Source organism: Paraburkholderia sp. BR10872, assembly GCF_040965835.1.
GTDB classification, from domain to species: Bacteria; Pseudomonadota; Gammaproteobacteria; order Burkholderiales; family Burkholderiaceae; genus Paraburkholderia; species Paraburkholderia nodosa_A.
In genome coordinates this window covers 124,890-149,385 of record NZ_JBFRCN010000012.1, presented here as the reverse complement: position 1 = coordinate 149,385, position 24,496 = coordinate 124,890, and the positions used below count along the sequence as shown (strand labels likewise).

The 24,496-nt window shown below is 65.7% G+C and carries 17 protein-coding genes and 1 pseudogene; 13 read left to right on the top strand and 5 right to left on the bottom strand.

What is annotated here, in order from left to right:
* The first annotated feature begins 111 nt into the window (after positions 1-111).
* From smc to def, 4 genes are all read left to right on the top strand, one after another.
* Positions 112-3,630 carry a chromosome segregation protein SMC gene (smc, locus tag AB4Y43_RS12730; RefSeq protein ID WP_342945838.1) on the top strand — a complete coding sequence of 1,173 codons (3,519 nt, stop codon included), beginning with the start codon at positions 112-114 and terminating at the stop codon, positions 3,628-3,630.
* Positions 3,631-3,774: 144 nt separating this feature from the next.
* A complete protein-coding gene (locus AB4Y43_RS12725; protein ID WP_368727934.1) occupies positions 3,775-5,070 on the top strand; it encodes a cell division protein ZipA C-terminal FtsZ-binding domain-containing protein in 1,296 nt (431 codons plus the stop codon).
* Between the two features lie 298 nt (positions 5,071-5,368).
* Positions 5,369-7,438 (top strand): NAD-dependent DNA ligase LigA, encoded by a 2,070-nt coding sequence (ligA, locus tag AB4Y43_RS12720; RefSeq protein ID WP_368727933.1) that lies wholly within the window; start codon positions 5,369-5,371, stop codon positions 7,436-7,438.
* The gene (gene def, locus AB4Y43_RS12715; protein WP_069265612.1) at positions 7,435-7,968 is read left to right on the top strand and encodes a peptide deformylase; all 534 of its coding nucleotides are present in this window, start codon (positions 7,435-7,437) and stop codon (positions 7,966-7,968) included. The genes ligA and def overlap by 4 nt, the downstream gene beginning before the upstream one ends.
* Positions 7,969-8,046: 78 nt before the next feature.
* Here def and AB4Y43_RS12710 read toward each other — a convergent pair whose 3' ends face one another.
* The 5 genes and pseudogenes from AB4Y43_RS12710 to map form a co-directional block, all read right to left on the bottom strand.
* The gene (locus AB4Y43_RS12710) at positions 8,047-8,616 is read right to left on the bottom strand and encodes a pseudouridine synthase (RefSeq protein ID WP_324153263.1); all 570 of its coding nucleotides are present in this window, start codon (positions 8,614-8,616) and stop codon (positions 8,047-8,049) included.
* 99 nt (positions 8,617-8,715) lie between these two features.
* Positions 8,716-8,778 (bottom strand): annotated as a pseudogene (locus tag AB4Y43_RS12705) (hypothetical protein); the annotation flags it as partial.
* Between the two features lie 203 nt (positions 8,779-8,981).
* Entirely contained in the window at positions 8,982-9,797 is an 816-nt protein-coding gene (locus tag AB4Y43_RS12700; protein ID WP_368727932.1) for a hypothetical protein, read from the bottom strand.
* Between the two features lie 320 nt (positions 9,798-10,117).
* Positions 10,118-12,697: a [protein-PII] uridylyltransferase gene (locus tag AB4Y43_RS12695; protein WP_368727931.1), complete on the bottom strand. Its 2,580-nt coding sequence runs from the start codon at positions 12,695-12,697 to the stop codon at positions 10,118-10,120.
* Positions 12,698-12,967: 270 nt separating this feature from the next.
* Positions 12,968-13,789 carry a type I methionyl aminopeptidase gene (map, locus tag AB4Y43_RS12690; RefSeq protein ID WP_069265615.1) on the bottom strand — a complete coding sequence of 274 codons (822 nt, stop codon included), beginning with the start codon at positions 13,787-13,789 and terminating at the stop codon, positions 12,968-12,970.
* A 427-nt stretch (positions 13,790-14,216) separates the two neighbouring features.
* Here map and rpsB point away from each other — a divergent pair, with 427 nt between their 5' ends.
* The 9 genes from rpsB (at position 14,217) to bamA (ending at position 24,433) form a co-directional block, all read left to right on the top strand.
* Positions 14,217-14,972: a 30S ribosomal protein S2 gene (rpsB, locus tag AB4Y43_RS12685; RefSeq protein WP_069265616.1), complete on the top strand. Its 756-nt coding sequence runs from the start codon at positions 14,217-14,219 to the stop codon at positions 14,970-14,972.
* 210 nt (positions 14,973-15,182) lie between these two features.
* Entirely contained in the window at positions 15,183-16,064 is an 882-nt protein-coding gene (gene tsf / locus AB4Y43_RS12680) for a translation elongation factor Ts (protein ID WP_069265617.1), read from the top strand.
* A 256-nt stretch (positions 16,065-16,320) separates the two neighbouring features.
* Complete coding sequence (gene pyrH, locus AB4Y43_RS12675; protein ID WP_028204061.1) at positions 16,321-17,037, top strand: UMP kinase; 717 nt, start codon at positions 16,321-16,323, stop codon at positions 17,035-17,037.
* 92 nt (positions 17,038-17,129) lie between these two features.
* Positions 17,130-17,690, top strand: a complete 561-nt coding sequence (gene frr / locus AB4Y43_RS12670) for a ribosome recycling factor (RefSeq protein WP_069265618.1) — start codon at positions 17,130-17,132, stop codon at positions 17,688-17,690.
* A gap of 71 nt (positions 17,691-17,761) precedes the next feature.
* Positions 17,762-18,538: an isoprenyl transferase gene (locus AB4Y43_RS12665; RefSeq protein ID WP_069265619.1), complete on the top strand. Its 777-nt coding sequence runs from the start codon at positions 17,762-17,764 to the stop codon at positions 18,536-18,538.
* Complete coding sequence (locus tag AB4Y43_RS12660) at positions 18,532-19,341, top strand: phosphatidate cytidylyltransferase (protein ID WP_368727930.1); 810 nt, start codon at positions 18,532-18,534, stop codon at positions 19,339-19,341. Before AB4Y43_RS12665 ends, AB4Y43_RS12660 begins: the two co-directional genes overlap by 7 nt.
* A 37-nt stretch (positions 19,342-19,378) precedes the next feature.
* Complete coding sequence (locus AB4Y43_RS12655; RefSeq protein WP_368727929.1) at positions 19,379-20,560, top strand: 1-deoxy-D-xylulose-5-phosphate reductoisomerase; 1,182 nt, start codon at positions 19,379-19,381, stop codon at positions 20,558-20,560.
* A 109-nt stretch (positions 20,561-20,669) separates the two neighbouring features.
* On the top strand, positions 20,670-22,058 hold the full coding sequence (gene rseP / locus AB4Y43_RS12650; RefSeq protein WP_368617638.1) for an RIP metalloprotease RseP: 1,389 nt from the start codon (positions 20,670-20,672) through the stop codon (positions 22,056-22,058).
* A gap of 68 nt (positions 22,059-22,126) precedes the next feature.
* Positions 22,127-24,433, top strand: coding sequence for an outer membrane protein assembly factor BamA (gene bamA, locus AB4Y43_RS12645; protein ID WP_342945832.1), 2,307 nt, complete (start codon positions 22,127-22,129; stop codon positions 24,431-24,433).
* The last annotated feature ends 63 nt before the right edge of the window (positions 24,434-24,496 follow it).

Here is a 24,496-nt window from a genome sequence, read left to right as displayed (position 1 = left end):
CGGCTGCCCAGTGCGCACTCCGCCGTCGCGCGATCGATACCGGATGCGCGGCGGCAAGCGACGTACGGCACGGGCGGTCCCGTTCACCACTATTCAAACAGCGATATCGCCGTGCGTCTGACCTCGATTAAACTCGCTGGCTTCAAATCATTCGTCGATCCCACGCATTTCCAGGTTCCGGGCCAACTCGTCGGGGTGGTCGGGCCAAACGGCTGTGGGAAATCCAACATCATCGACGCGGTGCGCTGGGTGCTGGGTGAATCCCGGGCGTCCGAGCTGCGCGGCGAGTCGATGCAGGACGTCATCTTCAACGGTTCCACCGCGCGCAAGCCGGGCAGCCGCGCGAGCGTCGAACTGGTGTTCGACAATGCGGACGGCCGCGCCGCAGGGCAGTGGGGCCAGTATGCCGAGATTGCCGTGAAGCGCGTGCTCACGCGCGACGGCACGTCGAGCTACTACATCAACAACCTGCCGGCGCGCCGGCGCGACATTCAGGATATTTTCCTGGGTACTGGCCTCGGCCCGCGCGCCTACGCGATCATCGGGCAGGGCATGATCGCGCGGATCATCGAGGCGAAGCCCGAAGAGCTGCGCGTGTTCCTCGAAGAAGCCGCGGGCGTGTCGAAATACAAGGAACGCCGCCGCGAGACCGAGAACCGCCTGCACGACACGCGCGAGAACCTGACGCGTGTCGAGGACATCGTGCGCGAGCTGTCCAGCAACCTGGAAAAGCTCGAGGGCCAGGCGGTCGTTGCCACGAAATATCGCGAGCTGCAGGCCGAGGGCGAGGAAAAGCAGCGCCTTCTGTGGCTCTTGCGCAAGAACGAGGCAGCGGGCGAGCAGCAACGCCAGCAGCGCGCGATCGAGCAGGCGCAGATCGACCTGGAGCGCCATACCGCGCAGCTGCGCGAAGTGGAAGCGCAGCTCGAAACGCTGCGCGTGGCCCACTACTCGGCAAGCGACGCCATGCAGGGCGCGCAGGGCGCGCTTTACGAAGCGAACGCCGAGGTGAGCCGTCTCGAGGCCGAGATCAAGTTCATCGTCGAGTCGCGCAACCGCGTGCAGGCGCAGATCGCCGCGCTCACCGCGCAGCGCGAGCAATGGCAGGTCCAGGCGCAGAAGGCACAGGACGACATCGAAGACGCCGAAGAACAACTGGCGATCGCCGAGGAAAAGGCTGCGCTGGCCGAGGAAGATGCGGCGGCGAAGCAGGAAGCGCTGCCCGCGCTCGAAAACCGCTGGCGCGACGCGCAGGCGCAACTGAACGACGAGCGCGCGGGCATCGCGCGCACCGAGCAGGCCATCAAGCTCGAAGCCGCGCATCAACGCAACGCCGACCAGATGCTTCAGCAGCTTCAGCAGCGCCACGAGCGTCTGAAGTCGGAGGAAGGCGGCCTCGACGCGCCGGACGAAGCTCAGCTCGAAGAGCTGCGCATGCAGCTGGCCGAGCAGGAGGAAGTCCTTCACGAAGCGCAGGCGCGCCTCGCCGACGCGCAGGAAACGGTGCCGCGCCTCGACGCGGAACGCCGCGCCGCACACGAGCGCGTGCAGGCGGAAAACGCACAGATCCACCAGTTCGAAGCCCGTCTCGCTGCACTCAAGCAACTGCAGGAAAACGTGCAGACGGAAGGCAAGGTCCAGCCGTGGCTCGAACGTCACGAACTGGGCGCGTTGCCGCGGCTGTGGAAAAAGCTGCACGTCGAAGCCGGTTGGGAAACGGCGCTCGAATCGGTGTTGCGCGAGCGGCTCGCCGCGCTCGAGGTGTCGAACCTCGACTGGGTGAAGGCATTCGCGAGCGACGCTCCACCTGCGAAGCTCGCGTTCTATTCGCCGCCGGCCGCGGGTCAGGCAAGCGCTGCGGCCGCGGGACTCACGCCGCTGCTCTCGCTCGTCCGTATCGACGATGCAGGCTTGCGCGCGGTGCTCACCGAATGGCTCGGCTCGACCTACGTTGCGAACGATCTCGCCGAAGCGCTCGCCCAGCGTGCGCAGCTGCCAGGCAGCGGCGCGTTCGTCGTGAAGGCTGGCCATACGGTGACGCGCGTAGGCGTGCAGCTGTACGCCGCCGACACCGAGCAGGCCGGCATGCTCGCGCGTCAGCAGGAAATCGAGAATCTCGAGCGCCAGGTGCGCGCCCAGACGCTGCTCGCCGACGATGCTCGCACGGCTGTCGTGCGCGCGGAAGCGGCGCACACGCAGGCCGCCCAGGTGCTCACGGATGTGCGCCAGCAGGCCGAGCGCGCGACCCAGCGCGTGCACGCGCTGCAGATGGATGTGCTCAAGCTGACGCAGGCGCATGAACGCTACACGGCGCGCAGCACGCAGATCCGCGAAGAGCTCGACGAGATCCGCACGCAGATCGAAGAGCAGCGCGCATTGCGGGCAGAATCGGAAGCGAACTTCGAGCGCCACGATGTGGAACTCGCCGAACTGCAGGCCCGCTTCGAGGACAACCAGCTCGCCTTCGAGTCGCTCGACGAGGAACTCGGCGCGGCGCGCAATGAGGCGCGCGACCTCGAACGTGCGGCGGCCGACGCGCGCTTTGCCGCGCGCAACATGGCGAACCGCATCGAAGAGTTGAAGCGCAACATTCAGGTCGCGCACGATCAGAGCGAACGCGTGGCCGCGTCGCTCGAAGACGCGCGCGCCGAGCTGGAAACGATCAACGAGCAGACCGCGCACACGGGCCTGCAGGACGCGCTGGAAATTCGCGCCCAGAAGGAAGATACGCTGCGTGCCGCGCGCGCCGAACTCGACGATCTGAGCGCGAAGCTGCGGGCCGCCGACGAAACCCGCCTCGCCGCGGAGCGCGCGTTGCAGCCGTTGCGCGACCGCATCACGGAGCTTCAGCTCAAGGAGCAGGCCGCGCGCCTGAACGGCGAGCAGTTCGTCGAGCAACTGCAGGCTGCGGGCGTCGACGAGGCCGCGCTGCAGGAAAAGCTCACGGCCGATATGAAGCCGTCGTATCTGCAAGGCGAGGTTACGCGCATCAACAACGCGATTACGGCGCTTGGGCCCGTGAACATGGCCGCGCTCGACGAACTGGCCGCGGCGAAGGAGCGCAAGACCTTCCTCGACGCGCAGTCGGCCGACCTCACGAGCGCAATCGAGACGCTCGAAGACGCGATCCGCAAGATCGACCAGGAAACGCGCACGCTGCTGCAGGGCACCTTCGACGAGGTGAACCGTCATTTCGGCGAGCTGTTCCCGCGCCTGTTCGGCGGCGGTCAGGCGAAGCTCATCATGACCGGCGACGAGATTCTCGACGCCGGCGTGCAGGTGATGGCGCAACCGCCCGGCAAGAAGAATTCGACGATTCACCTGCTCTCCGGCGGCGAGAAAGCGCTCACGGCCACGGCCCTCGTGTTCGCGATGTTCCAGCTCAACCCGGCGCCGTTCTGCTTGCTAGACGAAGTGGACGCACCGCTCGACGACGCGAACACCGAGCGCTTCGCGAACCTTGTTCGCGCGATGTCGGACAAAACACAGTTCCTGTTCATTTCGCACAACAAGATCGCCATGGAGATGGCGCAGCAGCTCATTGGCGTGACGATGCAGGAGCAGGGCGTTTCGCGCATCGTCGCGGTCGACATGGAAACGGCAGCGGGTTTCGCCCAAAATACGGTCTAATCGATTTATACGGTCTAACGGACGGCGCGCGATGCGCGGCCGGCGGCGCCATCAGTGAGGCAGCCGCCGCGCGCAATGCGCGCGCCAGAGCAACGGCGCATGCAATGAGCACGCCGTCGAAAAAGAATTGCTGATGGAGCATGCATGGATGAATTGACTCTCGGGTTGATCGGCGCGGGCGCCGTGGTCGTCGGGGGCGTGGTGGTGTACAACGCGTGGCAGGGCGCGAGAGTGCGCCGGCGCATGCCGCGCCCGATGCCCGAAGAGGCAGTCGAAGCGCCGCAGCGCGACGAGTTCCAGGAGCCGAGCCCGTTCATCGAACCGGCCCATGCTCCGTCGCGCCGCGAGCCGTCGCTCGCGGGCAGCACGCAAGCCGGGCGCGTGGAGCCGGGTTTCGGCACTGCTGCGCCGCTCGACACGCCAGCCGACATCCAGGCGGAAACGACGACACCCAACGGCTTTCCGGAAGCTGAATCCGACGCGCACGAAGTTGCCGAGAAGGCTGCCGACAAGGCGCCGGCTGCAACTGCGGCTGCCCCGCAATCCGCAAAGGACGATGGCGACGAAGCGGAGCGCATCGAGCCGGTCATGCCGGCGGCCACGACGATCTCTTCGGCGCCGCCCGCCGTGGTCGACCGTCGCATCGACTGCATCGTGCCGATCCGGCTTGGTGCGCCGGTGGCAGGCGAGCGGGTGATTCCGTTTGCGCAGCGATTGCGCCGCGCGGGCAGCAAGCCGGTTCATATCGAAGGCAAACCCGAAGGGGGCGACGGCTGGGAGTTGCTCCAGAGCGGCGTGCGCTACGAGGAACTGCGCGCGGCCGCGCAACTCGCGAATCGCAACGGCCCGCTCAACGAACTCGAGTTCTCGGAATTCGTGACCGGCGTGCAGCAATTCGCCGACGCGCTCGACGCCGCGCCCGAGTTTCCGGACATGATGGAGACGGTCGCCATGGCGCGCGAACTGGACGGCTTCGCGGCGCAATGCGACGCCCAGCTTTCCGTGAACGTGATGTCGGACGGCGCGCCGTGGTCGGCAAACTACGTGCAGGCGGTGGCGGCGCAGGACGGCTTGCTGCTTTCGCGCGACGGCACGCGCTTCGTCAAGCTCGATGCGAAGCAGAGCCCCGTTTTCATGCTGCAGTTCGGCGACACCAACTTCCTGCGCGACGACCTCACGTACAAGGGCGGTGAACTGATCACGCTGATCCTCGACGTGCCCGTGGCCGAAGAAGACATCCTGCCGTTCCGCCTGATGTGCGACTACGCGAAATCGCTTGCCGAGCGCATTGGCGGGCGCGTGGTCGACGACCAGCGCCGGCCGCTGCCGGAATCGGTGTTGCAGTCGATCGACAAGCAGCTGATGACGCTCTACGCGAAGCTGGAGCAGGCCGGTATTCCGGCGGGCTCGCCGGCCACGCGGCGTCTGTTCAGCCAGTAACGCCGAAGGCCGGCAGCCGGCCAGAAAAAAAGGCGCGACGCCCTAAGGGCGCCGCGCCTTTTTTGCGCGCGCCCGGTACAGCGTAGAGGGCATCGGCACGCGTGTTGCAGTGCATTCAAGGTCGCCCTGCGGGCCCTGGGTGTCAGTGCGACGCACGCAACGTCGGCCATTCGGCCAGGACGCTTGCGAGACCCGTTCGGCGGCGCACGCAGATAGCCGCTCGCCCGATGCGACACGCGCGGCTTCCTGAGATAATCTGACGTCCGAAATCATTTTCAACAGCGAGTTGCCCCAAGGCATGGTCCGTACTTCCGCCCGTCCCCCCGAAGAAGCCACCGCTGCACAGCGCGCGGTGTGGTTGCGCGCCGAACTCGAGCGTGCGAATCACGCCTACTACGTGCTCGACCAGCCGGAGCTGCCTGACGCGGAATACGACAAGCTGTTCGGCGAACTTCAGCAAATCGAAGCCGATCATCCCGACCTCATCACGCCCGATTCGCCCACGCAGCGTGTGGGTGGCGAAGTCGCCGGGGGCTTCGAGCCCGTGGTCCACGACGTGCCGATGTTGTCGCTCAACAACGGCTTTGCCGACGAAGACATCGTCGCGTTCGACAAGCGCGTGGCCGATGCGCTCGGCAAGATCGAAGGCGCCGGAGTCGTCGAGGTCGAATACGCCGCCGAACTCAAGTTCGACGGCCTCGCCATCTCGCTGCGCTACGTCGACGGCGTGTTCGTCCAGGCCTCCACGCGCGGCGATGGCGCGACCGGCGAGAACGTCACGGAGAACGTGCGCACGATCCGCTCGCTGCCCTTGCGCCTGAAGGGCAAGCGCGTGCCGAAGGTGCTCGACGTGCGCGGCGAGGTGCTGATGTTCCGCCGCGACTTCGAGCGCATGAACCAGCGTCAGCGCGATGCCGGCCACAAGGAATTCGCGAACCCGCGCAACGCGGCGGCGGGCAGCCTGCGCCAGCTCGATCCGAAAATCACGGCGCAGCGGCCGCTCTCGTTTTTCGCTTACGGCATTGGCGTGCTCGACGGCGAGCCGATGCCGGCCACCCATAGCGAACTGCTCGACTGGTACGCGGAAATGGGCCTGCCGGTCAATGCCGAGCGAGCGGTCGTGAAGGGCGCGCACGGTCTGCTGGAATTTTTCCGCACGGTGGGCGAGAAGCGCGACGGCCTGCCGTACGACATCGACGGCGTGGTCTACAAGGTGAACCGCCGCGACGAGCAGGATGCGCTCGGCTTCGTCTCGCGCGCGCCGCGCTTCGCGCTCGCGCACAAGTTCCCGGCCCAGGAAGCGCTCACGAAGCTGCTGGCGATCGACGTCCAGGTGGGCCGCACGGGCGCGATTACGCCGGTCGCGCGGCTCGAGCCGGTGTTCGTCGGCGGCGCGACGGTGACCAACGCCACGCTGCACAACGAAGACGAGGTGCGGCGCAAGGACATCCGCATCGGCGACACGGTGATCGTGCGGCGTGCCGGCGACGTGATTCCGGAGGTGGTCAGTGCGCTCATGGACCGCCGTCCGGCCGACGCCCACGAGTTCGTCATGCCGACCGAATGCCCGGTCTGCGGGTCGCGCATCGAGCGGCTGCCCGACGAGGCAATCGCGCGTTGCACGGGCGGACTGTTCTGTCCGGCCCAGCGCAAGCAGGCGCTCTGGCACTTCGCCCAGCGCCGCGCGCTCGATATCGACGGCCTGGGCGAGAAGATCATCGACCAGCTGGTCGACCAGAACCTCGTGCGCACGCCCGCCGATCTGTTCAATCTCGGCTTCGGCACGCTCGCGCAACTCGAGCGCATGGCGGACAAGTCGGCGCAGAACCTGCTCGACTCGCTCGAGAAGGCCAAATCGACGTCACTTGCGCGCTTCGTTTACGCGCTCGGCATCCGGCACGTGGGCGAATCGACGGCGAAGGATCTTGCGAAGCACTTCGGCTCGCTCGATCCGATCATGAACGCGACGGTCGAGGAATTGCTCGAAGTCAACGATGTGGGCCCTATCGTCGCGCTTGCGATCCACGAGTTTTTTGCGGAAGAGCATAACCGCACAGTGATCGAGCAACTGCGCGCGCCGGGCAAAGTGACATGGGCGGAAGGGCCGCCCGCGCCCAAGGCGCCGGTGGGCGTGCTGGCCGGCAAGACGGTGGTGCTCACGGGTACGCTGCCCACGCTCTCGCGCGACGAGGCAAAGGAGATGCTCGAAGCAGCCGGTGCGAAGGTCGCCGGCTCGGTATCGAAGAAGACCGATTACGTGGTGGCGGGCGCCGACGCGGGCAGCAAGCTCGCAAAAGCCGAGGAACTCGGCGTGCCGGTGCTCGACGAAGAAGGAATGCGCAAGCTCCTGGAGGGGCAAACGACATGATTCGCGAAATTCTCAGAATGGGCGATCCGCGCCTGCTTGGCATTGCGAGGCCGGTCGATCACTTCGATACGCCCGAGTTGCACGAACTCATTGCCGATATGTTCGACACCATGCATGCGGCGAACGGCGCCGGACTCGCCGCCCCGCAGATCGGCGTCGATTTGCAGGTGGTGATCTTCGGTTTCGAGCAGAACGAGCGCTATCCCGAGGCGCCGGCCGTGCCGCAGACGGTGCTCATCAACCCGGTCATCCATCCGCTGTCGCACGACATGGAAGAGGGCTGGGAGGGGTGTCTCTCGGTGCCGGGCCTGCGCGGCGCCGTGAGCCGCTATTCGATGATCCGCTACGACGGCTTCGATCAGTACGGCACGCCCATCGAACGTGTGGCCGAGGGCTTTCACGCACGGGTCGTCCAGCACGAATGCGATCACCTGATCGGCAAGCTGTACCCCATGCGCATTACCGACTTCTCGAAGTTCGGCTTTACGGAGGTCCTGTTTCCGGAACTCGACCCGAACCGCGACGACTGAAAGTCGAAGCATCAAGAAAAACGGGAGCCATCTGGCTCCCGTTTTTCATACAGTGCGGCGTTCGACGCCGATGTGGCGCTAGAACGCTTCGTTGGCGGCCAGATAGCGCCATTGGCCCTGCGGCAGTGCGCCGAGCAGCACGCGGCCCATGCGCACACGCTTGAGGCCCACGACCTTGAGGCCGACCAGTTCGCACATGCGACGGATCTGGCGCTTCTTGCCTTCGCGCAGCACGAAACGCAACTGCTCGCCGTTTTGCCAGCTCACCTGCGCGGGCTTGAGCGGCACGTCGTCGAGCGACAGGCCGTGGCGCAGCTGAGCGAGCAACTCGGGCGGGAAGTGCTGGTCGATTTCGGTCTCGATGTCGTTGTAGGTGACGCGCACGAGGTATTCCTTGTCGATGTCCGAGCTCTCGCCGATCAACTGCTTGGCCACGCGACCGTCCTGGGTCAGCACGAGCAGGCCGGTCGAGTCGATGTCGAGGCGGCCGGCCGGCGCGAGCGTGCGCAGATGCTTCGCCGAGAAGCGGATGCCCGAGTGGTCGCCGTCCCAATGATTCTCGCCCGTGATGAGCGTGGCGGCGGGTTCATAGCCGTCCTCGGCCTGGCCCGACACGTAGCCCACCGGCTTGTGCAGCAGGATCGTCACCTGGCGCGCCTGCGCGGCGAGCGCGGCCGGATCGACTTCGATGCGCTGATTCGGCGTGACCTTGGCGCCGAGCGTGTCGACGACTTCGCCGTCCACATAAACCCAGCCTTTTTCGATCCATTCGTCGGCTTCACGGCGCGAGCACAGGCCCAGTTCGGACATGCGCTTGGAAAGGCGCAGGGTGTTGTCGCCATCGACTTCTTCGCGCGGTGTGCGGCGCGGTGCGGTTTCGGCGTCGTCGGTGCGGCGCGGGGGCTTCCCAACCGGTTTGACAGGGCTGGCGGTCTTGCGGCTGCCACCGCCTTCTTCGGTACTGCGGCGAGCGCGCGGCGCAGCGCCGCCGCGGTCATCGCTCCAGGCGGATTTCACCGGGCGCGCGAAACGGCGATCCGTGCCCTCGTCGCGGGTGCGTGCGGGGCGGCGGTCGTCGCTGTCACTGCGCCGTTCGAAGCGTCCCTCGCTGCCTTCGCCGCGGCTACGCGGCGGGCGGCGATCATCGCCTTCGCTGCGCCGTTCGAAGCGACGCTCGCTGCCTTCCTCGCGGCTGCGTGGCGGGCGGCGGTCATCGCCCTCGGTACGACGCGCGAAGGGGCGTGCACCGCCTTCGTCGCGGCCGCGTGCGGGGCGACGGTCATCGCCTTCGGTGCGTCGTTCGAAACGACGTTCGCCACCGTCTTCGCGGCTGCGCGGCGGGCGTCGGTCGTCGCCCTCGGCACGCCGCGCGAAGGGGCGTGCGCCGCCTTCATCGCGGCCACGTGCGGTGCGGCGATCATCGCCCTCGGTGCGTCGTTCGAAGCGACGCTCGCCTCCTTCTTCGCGGCTACGCGGCGGACGACGATCATCACCCTCGGCACGGCGCGCGAAGGGGCGTGCGCCACCTTCTTCACGGCTACGCGGCGGACGTCGGTCATCGCCCTCGGTGCGTCGTGCAAAGGGGCGTGCGCCACCTTCTTCACGGCTACGCGGCGGACGACGATCATCACCCTCGGCACGGCGCGCGAAGGAGCGTGCGCCACCTTCTTCACGGCTACGCGGCGGACGACGATCATCACCCTCGGCACGGCGCGCGAAGGAGCGTGCGCCACCTTCTTCACGGCTGCGCGGCGGACGTCGGTCGTCACCCTCGGCGCGGCGCGCGAAGGGGCGTGCACCACCTTCGTCACGGCCGCGTGCAAATCCACGCGCCTCATCGCCGGAGCGACGGGCTGGGCGGCGCTCGTCGCCGAATCCGCCTTCGCGAGCCGGCCGCGCCGGGCGCTCGCCCGGGCGCGTATCGCCAGTGCGAGGCGCGGTGCGTCCGGTTGAGGCGCGCACGGGCTTCCCGGCGGAAGTCTTCGCGGCCGATGTCGGCCGAGCGTCCGTCGCCCGCACCTCCGCCGGCCGCACCGGCTTACGCGCGGTCGTACTGCCGCGGCGGACGGGGGCGCGTTCCGGAGTGGTCGGGCGCGGATGTTTGGCTGTCAGTTTGGCTCGCATGGATCTGGTATTTCGCTTGGGTCATTCACACTGCGATCGCGCGCAGCAATTCGGTTTCGACATGAATCTGCTGGCGGTTGTCGGAGAGCCCCGAGCCGTCGAGCAGAAACACGTCTTCCACGCGTTCGCCGAGCGTATTGATCCGCGCCGCATGGACGCCGACCTGATGCTCCGCGAGCACGCGCGCGATGGAATAGAGAAGGCCCGGCCGGTCGTTCGCCGACACGGACAGGATGTAGTATTGGCCGCGCTCGTCGGCCCGCAGGTCGACGCGCGGCGTCACCGGGAAGGTGCGTGACAGGCGCGAGAGACGGCCCTTCGACGGCTCGGGCAGGGCATTGCCCGTCGCCTTCAGACGCGCCGCGAGTTCCTGCTCGACGAGGTTCGCGATATCGCGGTAGTGCACGTCGCCCTCGGTGTGGGCGACGATGAAGTTATCGAGCGCGTAGCCGTGGCGCGTGGTGCTCACGCGCGCGTCGAGCACGGAAAGACCGCTGCGGTCGAAGTACGCGCACATCGTCGCGAACAGGTCGGGGCGGTCCTGCGCGTAGACGAGCACCTGCAGCGACTCGCCGATCGGCGACGGGCGCGCACGCACGACCGGCTCCGGCGCCTCGACGTGGCGGTAGAGCACGCGCGTTTGCCAGGCGATATCGGCGGCGTCGTGGCGCAGGAAGTAGCCGACGTCGAGCTTGTCCCAGAGCGCGCGGTGCGCGTGCTCCGGCACGGTCTCGAGACGCAGCAGCGCAAGCGCCAGCTCCTGACGCGTCTTGAGCTCCGAGTGCGCGTCGGGCTTGGCGCCGCCGAGCACGGCGAGCGTCGAGCGGTAGAGGTCTTCGAGCAGCTTGCCTTTCCAGTTGTTCCAGACCTTTGGGCTCGTGCCGCGAATGTCGGCGACCGTCAGCAGGTAGAGCGCCGAAAGACGCCGCTCCGTACCGACGAGCTCCGCGAAGCGCTTCACGACCTCAGGGTCGGTGATGTCCTGCTTCTGGGCGACCTGGCTCATCGTCAGGTGCTGCTGGACGAGCCAGACGACCAGGTCCGCGTCGTCGCCCGTGATGTCGTGCTCGCGGCAAAAGCGCCGCGCGTCGGCCATGCCGAGCTGCGAGTGGTCGCCGCCGCGGCCCTTGGCGATGTCGTGGAACAGCGCCGCGACGTAGAGCACCCACGGACGCTCGAAGTTGGCGATGAGCTGGCTGCAGAACGGATACTCGTGCGCATGCTCGGCCACGGCGAAGCGGCGCATATTGCGCAGCACCATCAGGATGTGCTGATCGACCGTATAGACGTGATAGAGGTCGTGCTGCATCTGCCCGACGATGCGGCGGAAATTCAGCAGATAGCGCCCGAGCACGCTCGTCTGGTTCATGAGGCGCATGGCGTGCGTAATCCCGGCCGGCTGCTTGAGGATCTCCATGAAGAGCCGGCGGTTTTCCGGGTCGCGGCGCCAGTTCTGGTCCATGGTCTCGCGCGCGTTGTAGAGCGCGCGCAGCGTGCGCGCCGACAGGCCCTTCACGCCGGGCACCTGCTCGTAGAGCAGGAACGCCTCGAGGATTGCGTGCGGCTCGCGCTCGAACACGTCGTCGCTGACGATCTCCAGCATCCCCTGCTTCTCGACGAAGTGCTCCGAGAGCGTGCGCGTGATGCCGCTCGTGCTCGGGAAGAGCTGCGCCTCGATGTTCTGGATCAGGATGGTAGAAAGCTGAGTGACCGCCTTCGCGGCCCAGTAGTAGCGGCGCATGAGCTGTTCGCTCGCGCGCCGCGCGCTGCTCGCCTTGTAGCCGAAGCTTTCGGCCACGGCCGTCTGCAGGTCGAACACGAGGATGTCCTGGCGGCGGCCCGCGATCACATGCAGGCGCGCGCGCAGCGCCTTGAGAAATGCCTCGTTGCGGCGCAGTTCGCGCGCCTCGCGCCCGGTGATGAGGCCGCGCTGGTCCAGCTCCTTCCAGCTGCTGCCGAAGGCGGCGGCCTCGGTGATCCAGAGGATCAGCTGCAGGTCGCGCAGGCCGCCGGGGCTTTCCTTGATGTTGGGTTCGAGCGAATAGGGCGTGTCCTGGAAGCGCGCATGGCGCTGGCGCATTTCGAGCACCTTCGCCTGGAAGAACGCGCGCGGGTCCATGGCGTCGCGATAGCGCTGCGCGAAGTCGCCGAACAGCGTCGCGCTGCCCGTGATGCGGCGCGCCTCGAGGAGCGACGTGCGCACGGTGACGTCATTGGCGGCTTCTTCGAGGCATTGCGAGACGCTGCGCACGCTGCTGCCGATATCGAGTCCGAGATCCCATGCAAGGCCGATAAAACGCTCGATGCGTTCTTCGAGCGGCGCGAGCGGCTCGTCGTCCGGCAGCAGCACGAGGATGTCGACGTCGGACCAGGGCGCAAGCTCGCCGCGCCCGAAGCCGCCCACCGCCACGAGCGCCAGCGTGGCCGGCAGCTCGCACCGGTCCCAGGCGCTGCGCAAGGTGTCGTCGGTGATGCGGGCGAGGGCGCGCATCAGCGAGTCGACATTGGTCGCGGTCTTGAAACGCTCGAGCAACTGGGCCTTGGCGGCCTTGTAGTCGGACTTCAGCGACGACGTATCGGGAACGGCGACAGCGGGAACACTCATGGGCTCGGGTCGTGTCTGGCGTGGTTGGGCGGGCGGCTGGTCGTGCGCGCGGCGCGCCTCGCGATGGCGGCTGGCCGCGTTGGTTCGTCGGTTAATGCGTCGGCTGCTTTACGGGCCGCCTCATCGGCCGCGGGCGCCGGGCGGCGTCCGCATTCGGTGCATCGCTCGCGCTGGACGTACTGCCTCGAGGCCGCAGGCCGATGTTCTACGAGCCTATCCATTTTGCGCCGGATCGCGCCACGAAGCGCTTTCCGGCACTTAGTCGGGCGCTCAGGCCGCGGTGCCCGCCATCTGCGCGACGATGGCAGGCTTGGCGGGCGTACCCGCCGAGACCGTCAGCACTTCGTAGCCGGTTTCCGTCACGAGTACCGTGTGTTCCCACTGTGCCGAGAGGCTGCGGTCCTTCGTCTTGACGGTCCACTGGTCCGGCATGGTGCGAATGTCGCGGCGGCCGGCATTGATCATCGGCTCGACGGTGAAGATCATGCCGGGCACGAGCTCGATGCCGGTGCCGGGGCGGCCGTAGTGCAGGACCTGCGGATCTTCGTGGAACACCGTGCCGATGCCGTGGCCGCAGTATTCGCGCACCACGCTGTAGCCCTGGCTTTCGGCGTAGCGCTGAATGGCGTGGCCGATGTCGCCCAGATGGCCGCCGGGACGCACCTGGTCGATGCCGAGCCACATGCATTCATAGGTGGTCTGCACGAGGCGCTTCGCGAGGATCGAGCCTTCGCCGACGATGAACATGCGGCTCGTGTCGCCGAAATAGCCTTCCTTGATGACGGTGATGTCGATATTGAGCGCGTCGCCGTTCTTCAGCGCCTTGTCGCCGGGAATACCGTGACAGATCACGTCGTTCACAGAGGTGCAGATTGCCTTCGGGTAGGGCGGATAGCCCGGCGGCTGATAGTTCAGCGGCGCGGGCACCGTGCCCTGCACGTTGGTCATGTACTCGTGGCAAAGGCGGTCGAGCTCACCCGTCGTCACACCCGCGGTGACGAACGGCGTGATGTAGTCGAGCACCTCGCTCGCCAGCCGGCAGGCGACGCGCATTTGCGCGATGTCTTGTTCGTTCTTGATCGAAATGGCCATGGTATGCGCCCGGAAATGCAGTCGAATATCGAATTATCGCACCTAATGCCAGGGGTCGCTGACTTTTGAGAAGGCGGGGCGCCATCAATGGCAAATGCGGCGCGCGCCGCATTGCCATTGATGGCGCCGTATTCCGCGGGTAATAGCTGTCTTGAGTAAGGGGCAGTTTGCGTGCTATACTCTTCGGCTAAGTCGCTTCCCATAGCGTTCGGAGTTCGTGGAAGTGGCTGGATCCGCCGTTGCCGCGGAGCGCTTTGCCAAAAACGCATTTTGGCGGGTGCGCGAAGAACATTCGGAAGCATCTTCTTCAGGCAGCACACTCGCAAGCCGGCGCACCCAGGGTGTCGGGCGCGTCGATCTCCGGAAATGGGAGGGCGCACCGATACGGCAGCCGGCTTCAGACCCAAACCCTAGCGGAGAATTTCTCATGGCAGTTACCATGCGCCAAATGCTGGAAGCCGGTGTCCACTTCGGTCACCAAACGCGCTTCTGGAACCCGAAGATGGCCCCCTTCATCTTCGGTCATCGCAACAAGATTCACATCATCAACCTCGAAAAGACGCTGCCGATGTACAACGACGCGCTGAAGTACGTGCGTCAACTGGCAGCGAACCGCGGCACGATCCTGTTCGTCGGCACGAAGCGTCAATCGCGCGACACGATCGCCGAAGAGGCGCAACGCGCTGGTATGCCGTTCGTGAACGCACGCTGGCTCGGCGGCATGCTGACCAACTTCAAGACGCTGAAGGTTTCGATCAAGCGCCTGAAGGACATGGAAGCAGCCGTGGAAGCGGGCGAGCTCGAGAAGATGAGCAAGAAGGAAGCGCTCCTGTTCGAACGCGAAATCGCCAAGCTGCAGAAGTCGATCGGCGGCGTGAAGGACATGGGCGGCATTCCGGACGCGATCTTCGTGGTCGACGTCGGCTACCACAAGATTGCCGTGACGGAAGCGAACAAGCTGGGCATCCCCGTGATCGCCGTGGTCGACACGAACCACTCGCCGGAAGGCATCGATTACGTGATCCCGGGCAACGACGACGCGAGCAAGGCTGTTGCGCTCTACACGCAAGGCGTGGCTGACGCGATCCTCGAAGGCCGTGCGAACGCGGTCAACGACGTGGTTGTCGCTGCGCGCGGCAACGACGGCGACGACGAGTTCGTCGAGGTCAACCCGGAGGCGTAAGCTGCCCCGTGTCCGGCAAGAAAAGGGGGCTTTCCATAGGCCCCTTTTTTTTAAGCCGCGACTTTCGTCGCCGCGTCATATGAGCGGCACCGTAGCCCTGTAGAAGCAGCTGTAAAAAAGCGTTTCACCGCAGGCGGAAACGGAAACGAATTTCTGCCGGCCGCGTCGAAAGGCGGGCGGCGTGTACCAGACAGACTCAAGGAGCGAATGATGGCGGCAATTACCGCAAGCATGGTGGCAGAACTGCGCGCGAAGACCGACGCGCCGATGATGGAATGCAAGAAGGCGCTGACGGAAGCCGACGGCGACTTGGCGCGTGCCGAAGAACTGCTGCGCGTGAAGCTCGGCAACAAGGCCAGCAAGGCCGCTTCGCGCGTCACGGCTGAAGGCGTGATCTCGTCGTTCATCGGCGGCGGCGCTGGCGCGATCGTCGAACTGAACTGCGAAACCGACTTCGTTTCGAAGAACGATGACTTCATCGGCTTCTCGAAGAAGATCGCCGAACTCGTCGCCACGCAAAACCCGGCTGACGTCGCCGCTCTGTCGGCGCTGGCGCTGGACGGCTCGACGGTCGACGCAGTGCGCCTCGCACTGGTCGGCAAGATCGGCGAAAACCTCTCGATCCGCCGTTTCGCGCGTTTCGAAACCGCCAACCAGCTGGCTGCGTACCTGCACGGCACGCGCATCGGCGTGCTGGTCGAGTACACGGGTGCCGACGAGCAAGTGGGCAAGGACGTCGCGATGCACATCGCCGCGATGAAGCCGGTCTCGCTGTCGTCGGACGACGTGCCTGCCGACCTGATCGCCAAGGAGCGCAGCATCGCCGAGCAGAAGGCTGCCGAATCGGGCAAGCCGGCTGAGATCGTCGCGAAGATGGTCGAAGGTTCGGTCCAGAAGTACCTGAAGGAAGTCTCGCTGCTGAACCAGCCGTTCGTTAAGAACGACAAGCAGACGATCGAGCAGATGCTCAAGGCTGCTGGCACGACGGTGCAGAAGTTCGCCCTCTTCGTGGTCGGCGAAGGCATCGAGAAGCGCCAGGACGACTTCGCTGCCGAAGTGGCCGCGCAAGTCGCTGCTGCAAAGCAGCAATAAGGATCGGTCAGCCCGTCTCGCCGCGCCCGGCGCGGCAGGCGGCGACTGCAGTTGTTGCAGCACCGCAGTTTGTTCAGTGGTAAGCCGTGGCGGAGCAATCCGCCGTGGCGGGCAGCGTAGCGGCGACGCGCATGGTAGTCCCCCGCCGTGCGCGGCGTCGGAAATCTTCGCTATTTCTGGCGGCGCTTGCCCGAAGCCGTATTTCACCCCTACAGTTTCAAGTTATTGCCCTTTGCGCGCGATCCTGGATACCTCCATGCCCACACCCGCCTATAAACGCGTCCTGCTCAAACTTTCCGGCGAAGCCCTGATGGGCGATGATGCCTTCGGCATCAATCGCGCCACGATCGAACGTATGGTGGCAGACGTGGCCGAGGTGGTGCGTCTGGGCACCCAGCTCGCAGTCGTGATCGGCGGCGGCAACATTTTCCGCGGTGTCGCGGGCGGCGCAGCCGGTATGGACCGCGCCACGGCCGACTATATGGGCATGCTGGCCACGATGATGAACGCGCTCGCGCTGCAGGACGCCATGCGTCACGCGGGCATCGAGGCGCGCGTGCAGTCGGCGCTGCGCATGGACCAGGTCGTCGAGCCGTACATCCGCCCCCGCGCGATTCGCCAGCTCGAAGAAGGCAAGGTCGTGATCTTCGCCGCCGGCACGGGTAACCCGTTCTTCACCACCGACACGGCTGCTGCGCTGCGCGGCTCGGAAGTCGGCGCCGAAGTCGTGCTGAAGGCCACCAAGGTCGACGGCGTCTATTCGGCCGACCCGAAGAAGGACCCGACCGCCACGCGCTACTCGACGATCAGCTTCGATGAGGCAATTGGCCGCAATCTGCAGGTGATGGACGCCACCGCGTTCGCGCTGTGCCGCGACCAGAAGCTGCCGATCCGGGTTTTTTCCATCGTCAAGCCGGGTGCGCTCAAGCGCATCGTTCTGGGCGAAGACGAAGGTACGCTCGTCCACGTGTAAACTCTCGTTTCACGAGAGGTTCGAACACGGGCCGCGCCGCCCATCAGCGCGCCGGCGGGCCCGTTCCGTTATGAAGGTTCGGAGGTATCAAAATGGCTGTGGCTGACATCAAGAAGGGCGCCGAGCAGAAAATGCAGCGCTCGATCGAAGCGTTCAAGAGCGATCTGGCGAAAATCCGCACGGGCCGCGCCCATACCGGTTTGCTCGACCACATCCAGGTCGACTACTACGGCTCGCCCGTGCCCATCTCGCAGGTCGCGAACCTCACGCTCGTCGACGCGCGCACGATCGGCGTGCAGGCGTGGGAAAAGAAGATGGTGCCGGTCATCGAAAAGGCGATCCGCGAGTCGGATCTCGGCCTGAACCCGGCCACGCACGGCGACCTGATCCGCGTGCCGATGCCCGCGCTGACCGAAGAACGCCGCAAGGAGCTCACGAAGGTCGTCAAGAACGAAGGTGAAACGGCGAAGGTCGCCGTGCGCAACCTGCGTCGCGATGCCAACGAGCAGCTCAAGAAGCTCGTGAAGGACAAGGAAATTTCCGAAGACGACGAGCGCCGTGGCGGCGACGAAGTGCAGAAGCTGACCGACCGCTTCGTGACCGAAATCGAAAAGCTCGTCCAGACGAAGGAAGCCGAGATCATGACGGTCTGAGGCCTCAGGCCTCCAGATTCGCCAGATTCCAGGCGGTTTCCCTTTCTTATCGCAGTTACAGTCCGACGGCCATGACCTATACCAGCTCAACCGTTCGCGTGCCCGACGTGGCGGCCGTGCCGCGCCACATCGCGATCATCATGGACGGCAATGGCCGTTGGGCAACCCAGCGGCGCCTGCCGCGCGTCGCGGGCCACACGCGCGGCGTCGACGCCGTGCGCTCGGTCGTCGAATCGTGCGTGCAGCGCGGCGTCGAATACGTGACGCTCTTCGCGTTCAGCTCCGAGAACTGGCGCCGCCCGACCGACGAAGTGTCGTTCCTCATGCGCCTCTTCGTCACTGCGCTCGAGCGCGAGGTGGCGCGCCTGCACGCGAACGGCATCCGCCTGCGCGTGGTCGGCGACCTGTCGATGTTCAATGAGCGCATCCAGGACCTGATTCGCCGCGCGGAAACCAAAACCGCGCGCAACACCCGTCTCACCCTCACGATCGCCGCGAACTACGGCGGCCGCTGGGATATCCTGCAGGCCACGCGCAAGCTGGTCGAGGAAGCCGCGGCCACGGGCCAGCCGGTTCCCGTCACCGAAGACACGCTGTCCCAGCATCTGGCCATGGCCTACGCGCCCGAACCGGATCTCTTCATTCGCACGGGCGGCGAGCAGCGGGTGAGCAACTTCCTGCTCTGGCAACTCGCCTACGCGGAGTTCTATTTCACCGATACGTTCTGGCCGGATTTCGACGCCGAAGCGCTCAGCCGCGCCATTGCCTCGTATGCGGAGCGCGAGCGCCGCTTCGGCCGCACGAGCGCGCAGGTCGTCGCCCAGAACGCCGATTCGCTTTCATGCTGAAGACCCGCGTCATTACGGCGCTCGTCCTGCTGGCAGTCTTCCTGCCGATCACGCTGTTCGCGCCTGTGGCGGCGTTCGGCGCGCTGATCGGCGTCGTGGTCGTCTTCGCCGCATGGGAGTGGGCGCGTCTGCTGAAGGCGGGCGCGACCGGCTCGATCGTCTACGCCATGATCGCGGCGGCCGCCGTGGCGCTCAGTACGCGCCTGCCGGCGCCCCGGCCGCTCTTTCAGGCGGCGGGCGTGTTCTGGATCATTGCCGGCCCTTACGTGCTGCTGCACAAGCCGGTGCTCGCCGCCGGCGCCTGGCGCGCCTTCCTGCTGGCCGCCGGGCTCGTCGTTTTCGCGGCCTGCTGGCACGCCCTGGTGGCCGCGCGCACGGCCGGCGTGGCGTTTGTTCTGTCCCTGTTGCTCGTGGTCTGGCTGGCCGATATCGGCGCATACTTTGCAGGTAAGGCATTCGGAAGGCATAAGCTTGCGCCTGCGATCAGCCCCGGCAAGACCTGGGAGGGCGCCGTGGGCGGCTGGGCGGCCGTGATGGTGGTGTCCGGAGCGGCAATCGCGCTGCACGCGTTCGAACCCACGCTGTATTCCGCGCTCGCCGCCCAGATCGGGCTCGGCCGTGCGCTTTTCGTACTTACCGTGCTGGTCGCGTTCAGCGTGATCGGCGATCTGTTCGAGTCGATGATGAAGCGCCAGGCCGGCGTGAAGGATTCGAGCGGGCTTCTGCCGGGCCACGGCGGAGTCCTCGACCGCATCGACGCACTGCTGCCCGTGCTGCCGCTCGCCATGCTGCTGCTCGGCTAAAGGCGTCTGGCCGGGACGCCAGGTTAGAGATTTGAATATGCAAAAACGACTCACACTGCTCGGTTCCACGGGCTCGATTGGAGACAGCACGCTCGACGTCGTCGCGCGTCATCCGCAACGCTTCTCGGTCTATGCGCTCACTGCGCATCGCAACGGCGAGAAGCTCGTCGAACAATGCCTGCGCTTCGCCCCCGAAGTGGCCGTGGTCGGCGACGCCGACACCGCCGCACAGGTCGAGTGCAAGCTGCGCGCGGCCGGCTCGAAGACCGTCGTGACCTACGGGCCGCAGGCGCTCGTCGAAGTCTCGAAGAGCGACGGGTGCGACACCGTGGTCGCGGCCATCGTCGGTGCGGCGGGTCTCGCGCCCACGCTCGCAGCGGCGAAGGCCGGCAAGCAGATCCTGCTCGCCAACAAGGAAGCGCTCGTGATGTCGGGCGACATCTTCATCGATGCCGTGTGCGACAGCGGCGCCGTTCTGCTGCCGCTCGACAGCGAGCACAACGCCGTGTTCCAGTGCTTCCCGCGCGAGAACGCCGAGCGCGACGGCGTCACGAAGATCATCCTGACCGCCTCCGGCGGCCCGTTCCGCACCCGCGAGCCCTCGACGCTCGTGAATGTGACGCCCGACGAGGCCTGCAAGCACCCGAACTGGTCGATGGGCCGCAAGATCTCCGTCGATTCGGCCACGATGATGAACAAGGGCCTCGAAGTGATCGAGGCGCACTACCTGTTCGACCTGCCGGGCGAGCGCATCGACGTGCTGATTCACCCGCAGAGCGTGATCCACTCGATGGTTTCGTACGCCGATGGTTCGGTGCTCGCGCAACTAGGCAACCCCGACATGCGCACGCCGATCGCGCACGCGCTGGCGTACCCGGACCGTGTCGATTCCGGCGTCGCGCAGCTGGATCTCGCGCAAATCGCGACGCTCACGTTCGAAAAACCCGACTACGCGCGCTTCCCGTGTCTCGCACTCGCGATGCAGGCATTGGCCGCCGGCGGCGTGGCGAGCGCGGCACTGAACGCCGCGAACGAAGTGGCAGTGGAGGCATTTTTGAACCGGCGCATCGGCTTCATGGCCATCGCCCAGACGGTGGATGCCGTACTGAACGCGCTCGAGAACCGCAATGCGTCGAGTCTCGAAGTCGTGCTCGAAGCCGACGCGGCGGCTCGCCGCGCGGCTCACACCATCATCGACAGCCTGCCGGTGCCGGCCTGACAGGTCAGCGAGGGGCTTGCGGAAGGGCCCTGGCGGCCCCTCAGGCACGCGAGCCTGACCTCGGGGCCGCTCCCGCACCGGTGCGCTGCTTCCAGCCCAGGAGGCGCTCATGAACCTGCTTACCGAACTGGTCGCATTCGTCGTGGCGATCGGCGTTCTGGTCGTCGTGCACGAATACGGGCACTACAGCGTCGCGCGTCTGTGCGGCGTGAAGGTCCTGCGTTTCTCGATCGGCTTTGGCCGGCCGCTCGTCCAGTGGGTCAGCAAAAAGAGCGGCACCGAGTGGACCATCGCAGCGCTGCCGCTCGGCGGCTACGTGAAGATGCTCGACGAGCGCGAATCGGCCGATCAGATTCCCGCAAGCGATTTGCCACATGCATTCAACCGCCAGTCGGTTGGCAAGCGCATTGCGATCGTCGCGGCGGGGCCGATCGCCAATTTCGTGCTGGCCATTGCGCTCTTTTCCGTGGTCTACGCGAGCGGGGTGACCGAGCAGAAGGCGATTGTCGCGGCGCCGCCCGCGCAAACGGCAGCGGCGCGTGCCGGCTTCCAGGGCGGCGAAACGATTCTTTCGGTGAGCGATGCAAATGGCAGCCGCACCGAGCCCGTGCGATCGTGGTCGGACCTGCGCTGGAAACTGCTCGCCACGGCGTTCGACCAGGGCCATGTCGTCCTTGCCGCGCGCGATGGCGAGGGCACCTACGATTTTCCGCTCGATCTCTCGCAACTGACCGGCAAGGATCTCGACGACGACTTCATGGCGAAGCTCGGCCTCGAGGCGGGCGGCAACACGCTCAAGGTGGCGGCGGTGGAGGCGGGTAGTGCGGCGCAACATGCCGGGCTGCAGGCGGGCGATCAGCTGCGCGCCGTCGATGGCCGGCCCGTGGACAGCGCAAGCACTTTCATCGCCTGGGTGAAGGCGCGTGCGGGCAAGCCCGTGCGGCTCACGGTCGCGCGCGGCGACGCTTCCCAGCACGCGCAGCAGACGCTCATGCTCACGGTCACTCCCGCCCTGCAGCGCGACGCGCAGACCGGTGAGGAAGTGGGCCGAATCGGCGCGGCGCTCTCGGCGCAGGCGCCTTCCGTGGACGTGCGTTACGGGCCGCTCGAGAGCGTGCGGCTCGGTGCGTATCGCACGTGGGACATTGCCGTGTATTCGCTGAGGATGTTCGGCCGCATGATCACGGGCGAAGCCTCGCTGAAGAATCTGTCGGGCCCGGTGACGATTGCCGACTATGCCGGCAAGAGCGCGAGACTCGGTCCCTCGGCGTTCCTGTCGTTCCTCGCTCTCGTGAGCATCAGCCTCGGCGTATTGAATCTGCTCCCAATTCCGGTATTGGACGGGGGGCATCTGTTATATTATGCGGTTGAAGCCGTAACGGGCAAAGCCGTCTCGGACCGCTGGCAGCTCGTACTGCAGCGCGCGGGACTTGCCTGCATCGTCGCACTGTCGGCGATCGCGTTGTTCAACGATCTGGCTCGGTTAATCCATTTTTAAAGATGTCTGGCGGCGTCCGTGGGCGGGCCGCCTGACCTGATGCAGCTATACATAATTGGGGAAGCACGTTGTTTAGACCTCATCGCTTGGTTCCAAAAACGGTTGCGGCCGCGGCGATCGCCGCACATGGACTCGTTGCCCACGCAGCAACGACGCCTTTCGTGGTTCAGGACATCCGCATCGAAGGGCTGCAACGCGTCGAGCCGGGCACGGTGTTCGCCTACCTGCCGATCAAGCAGGGCGACACGTTCACCGACGACAAGGCGTCCGAGGCCATCCGCGCACTGTATGCGACGGGCTTCTTCAACGACGTGAAGATCGCCACCGAAGGCGGCGTAGTGGTGGTGCAGGTGCAGGAGCGCCCGGCCATCGGCACGATCGACTTCGCGGGCATCAAGGAATTCGACAAGGACAACCTCACGAAGGCGCTGCGCGCCGTGGGTCTCTCGCAAGGCCGCTACTACGACAAGGCACTCGTCGACAAGGCCGAGCAGGAGCTCAAGCGCCAGTACCTCACGCGCGGCTTCTACGCCGCCGAGGTCACGACCACGGTCACACCGATCGACCGCAATCGCGTCGGTCTGCTGTTTTCGGTGGTCGAAGGTCCGAGCGCGAAGATCCGCCAGATCAACTTCATCGGCAACAAGACGTACAGCAGCGGCACGCTTCTCTCGGAGATGCAGCTGTCCACGCCGAACTGGTTCTCGTGGTACACGAAGAACGACCTGTACTCGAAGGAAAAGCTTACGGGCGACCTCGAGAACGTGCGCTCGTACTACCTGAACCACGGCTACCTCGAGTTCAACATCGACTCGACGCAGGTCTCGATCTCGCCCGACAAGAAGGACATGTACCTCACCATCGGCATTCACGAAGGTGAGCCGTACAAGGTGTCGGGCATCCAGCTGTCGGGCAATCTGCTCGACCGTGAGGCCGAGCTCAAGAAGCTCATCAAGATCAAGCCGGGCGACACCTTCTCGGCCGAGAAGCTGCAGGCCACGACCAAGGCCATCGTCGACAAGCTCGGCGAATACGGTTACGCGTTCGCGACCGTCAATGCGCTGCCGCAGATCGATCAGGCGAACCACACGGTCAACCTCACGCTGCAGGTCGATCCGAGCCGCCGCGTGTACGTGCGCCGCATCAACGTGGTGGGCAACACGCGCACACGCGACGAAGTCGTGCGCCGCGAAATGCGCCAGCTCGAAAGCTCTTGGTTCGATTCGAACCGCCTCGCGCTCTCGAAGGACCGTATCAACCGTCTGGGCTACTTCACCGACGTCGACGTGACCACGGTGCCCGTGGAAGGCACGGCCGACCAGGTGGACGTGAACGTGAAGGTCGCTGAAAAGCCGACCGGCGCGATCACGCTGGGTGCGGGCTTCTCGTCGACCGACAAGGTGGTGCTGTCGGCGGGCGTGTCGCAGGACAACGTGTTCGGTTCGGGCACCTCGCTCTCGCTGAACGTGAACACCGCGAAGACGTACCGCACGCTGGCTCTCACGCAGGTGGACCCGTACTTCACGGTGGACGGCATCAAGCGCATTACCGACGTCTACTACCGCACGTACCAGCCGCTGTACTACTCGACCGATTCGAGCTTCCGCATCATCACGATGGGCGGCGACCTCAAGTTCGGCATCCCGTTCTCGGAAGTCGACACGGTCTACTTCGGCGCCGGCTTCGAGCAGGACACGCTCGACATCGACTCGAACACGCCGCAGAGCTATATCGACTACGTGAACCAGTTTGGCCGCGTGTCGAACAACGTGCCGCTCACGGTGGGCTGGTCGCGCGACGCGCGTGACAGCGCGCTCGTGCCGAGCAAGGGCTACTTCACGCAGGCGAACGCCGAATACGGCACGCCGGTCGGCGGTACGCAGTACTACAAGGCCGATATTCAGGCGCAGTACTACTACTCGTTCGCGCGAGGCTTCGTGCTGGGCCTGAACTTCCAGGGCGGCTACGGTAACGGCCTCAGCGGCAAGCCGTACCCGATCTTCAAGAACTACTACGCCGGTGGTATCGGTTCGGTGCGTGGCTACGAGCCGAGCTCGCTGGGTCCGCGCGACAAGACGACGAACGACCCGATCGGCGGCTCGAAGATGCTGGTCGGCAACATCGAGCTGACCTTCCCGCTGCCGGGTACGGGCTATGACCGCACGCTGCGCGTCTTCACGTTCGTCGATGGTGGTAACGTCTGGGGCACGGAAGGCAACAGCATTGGCGCCAACGGCCTGCGTTACAGCTACGGTTTCGGTCTCGCGTGGATTTCGCCGATCGGCCCGCTGAAGTTGAGCCTGGGCTTCCCGGTGACCAAGCACACGGGCGACCAGTACCAGAAGTTCCAGTTCCAGATCGGGACGGCGTTCTGACGTATGTTTTGCCCGGCGATGGTTGCGCGCGCAGCGCACAGCGCCGGAATCCAGGAAACGAGA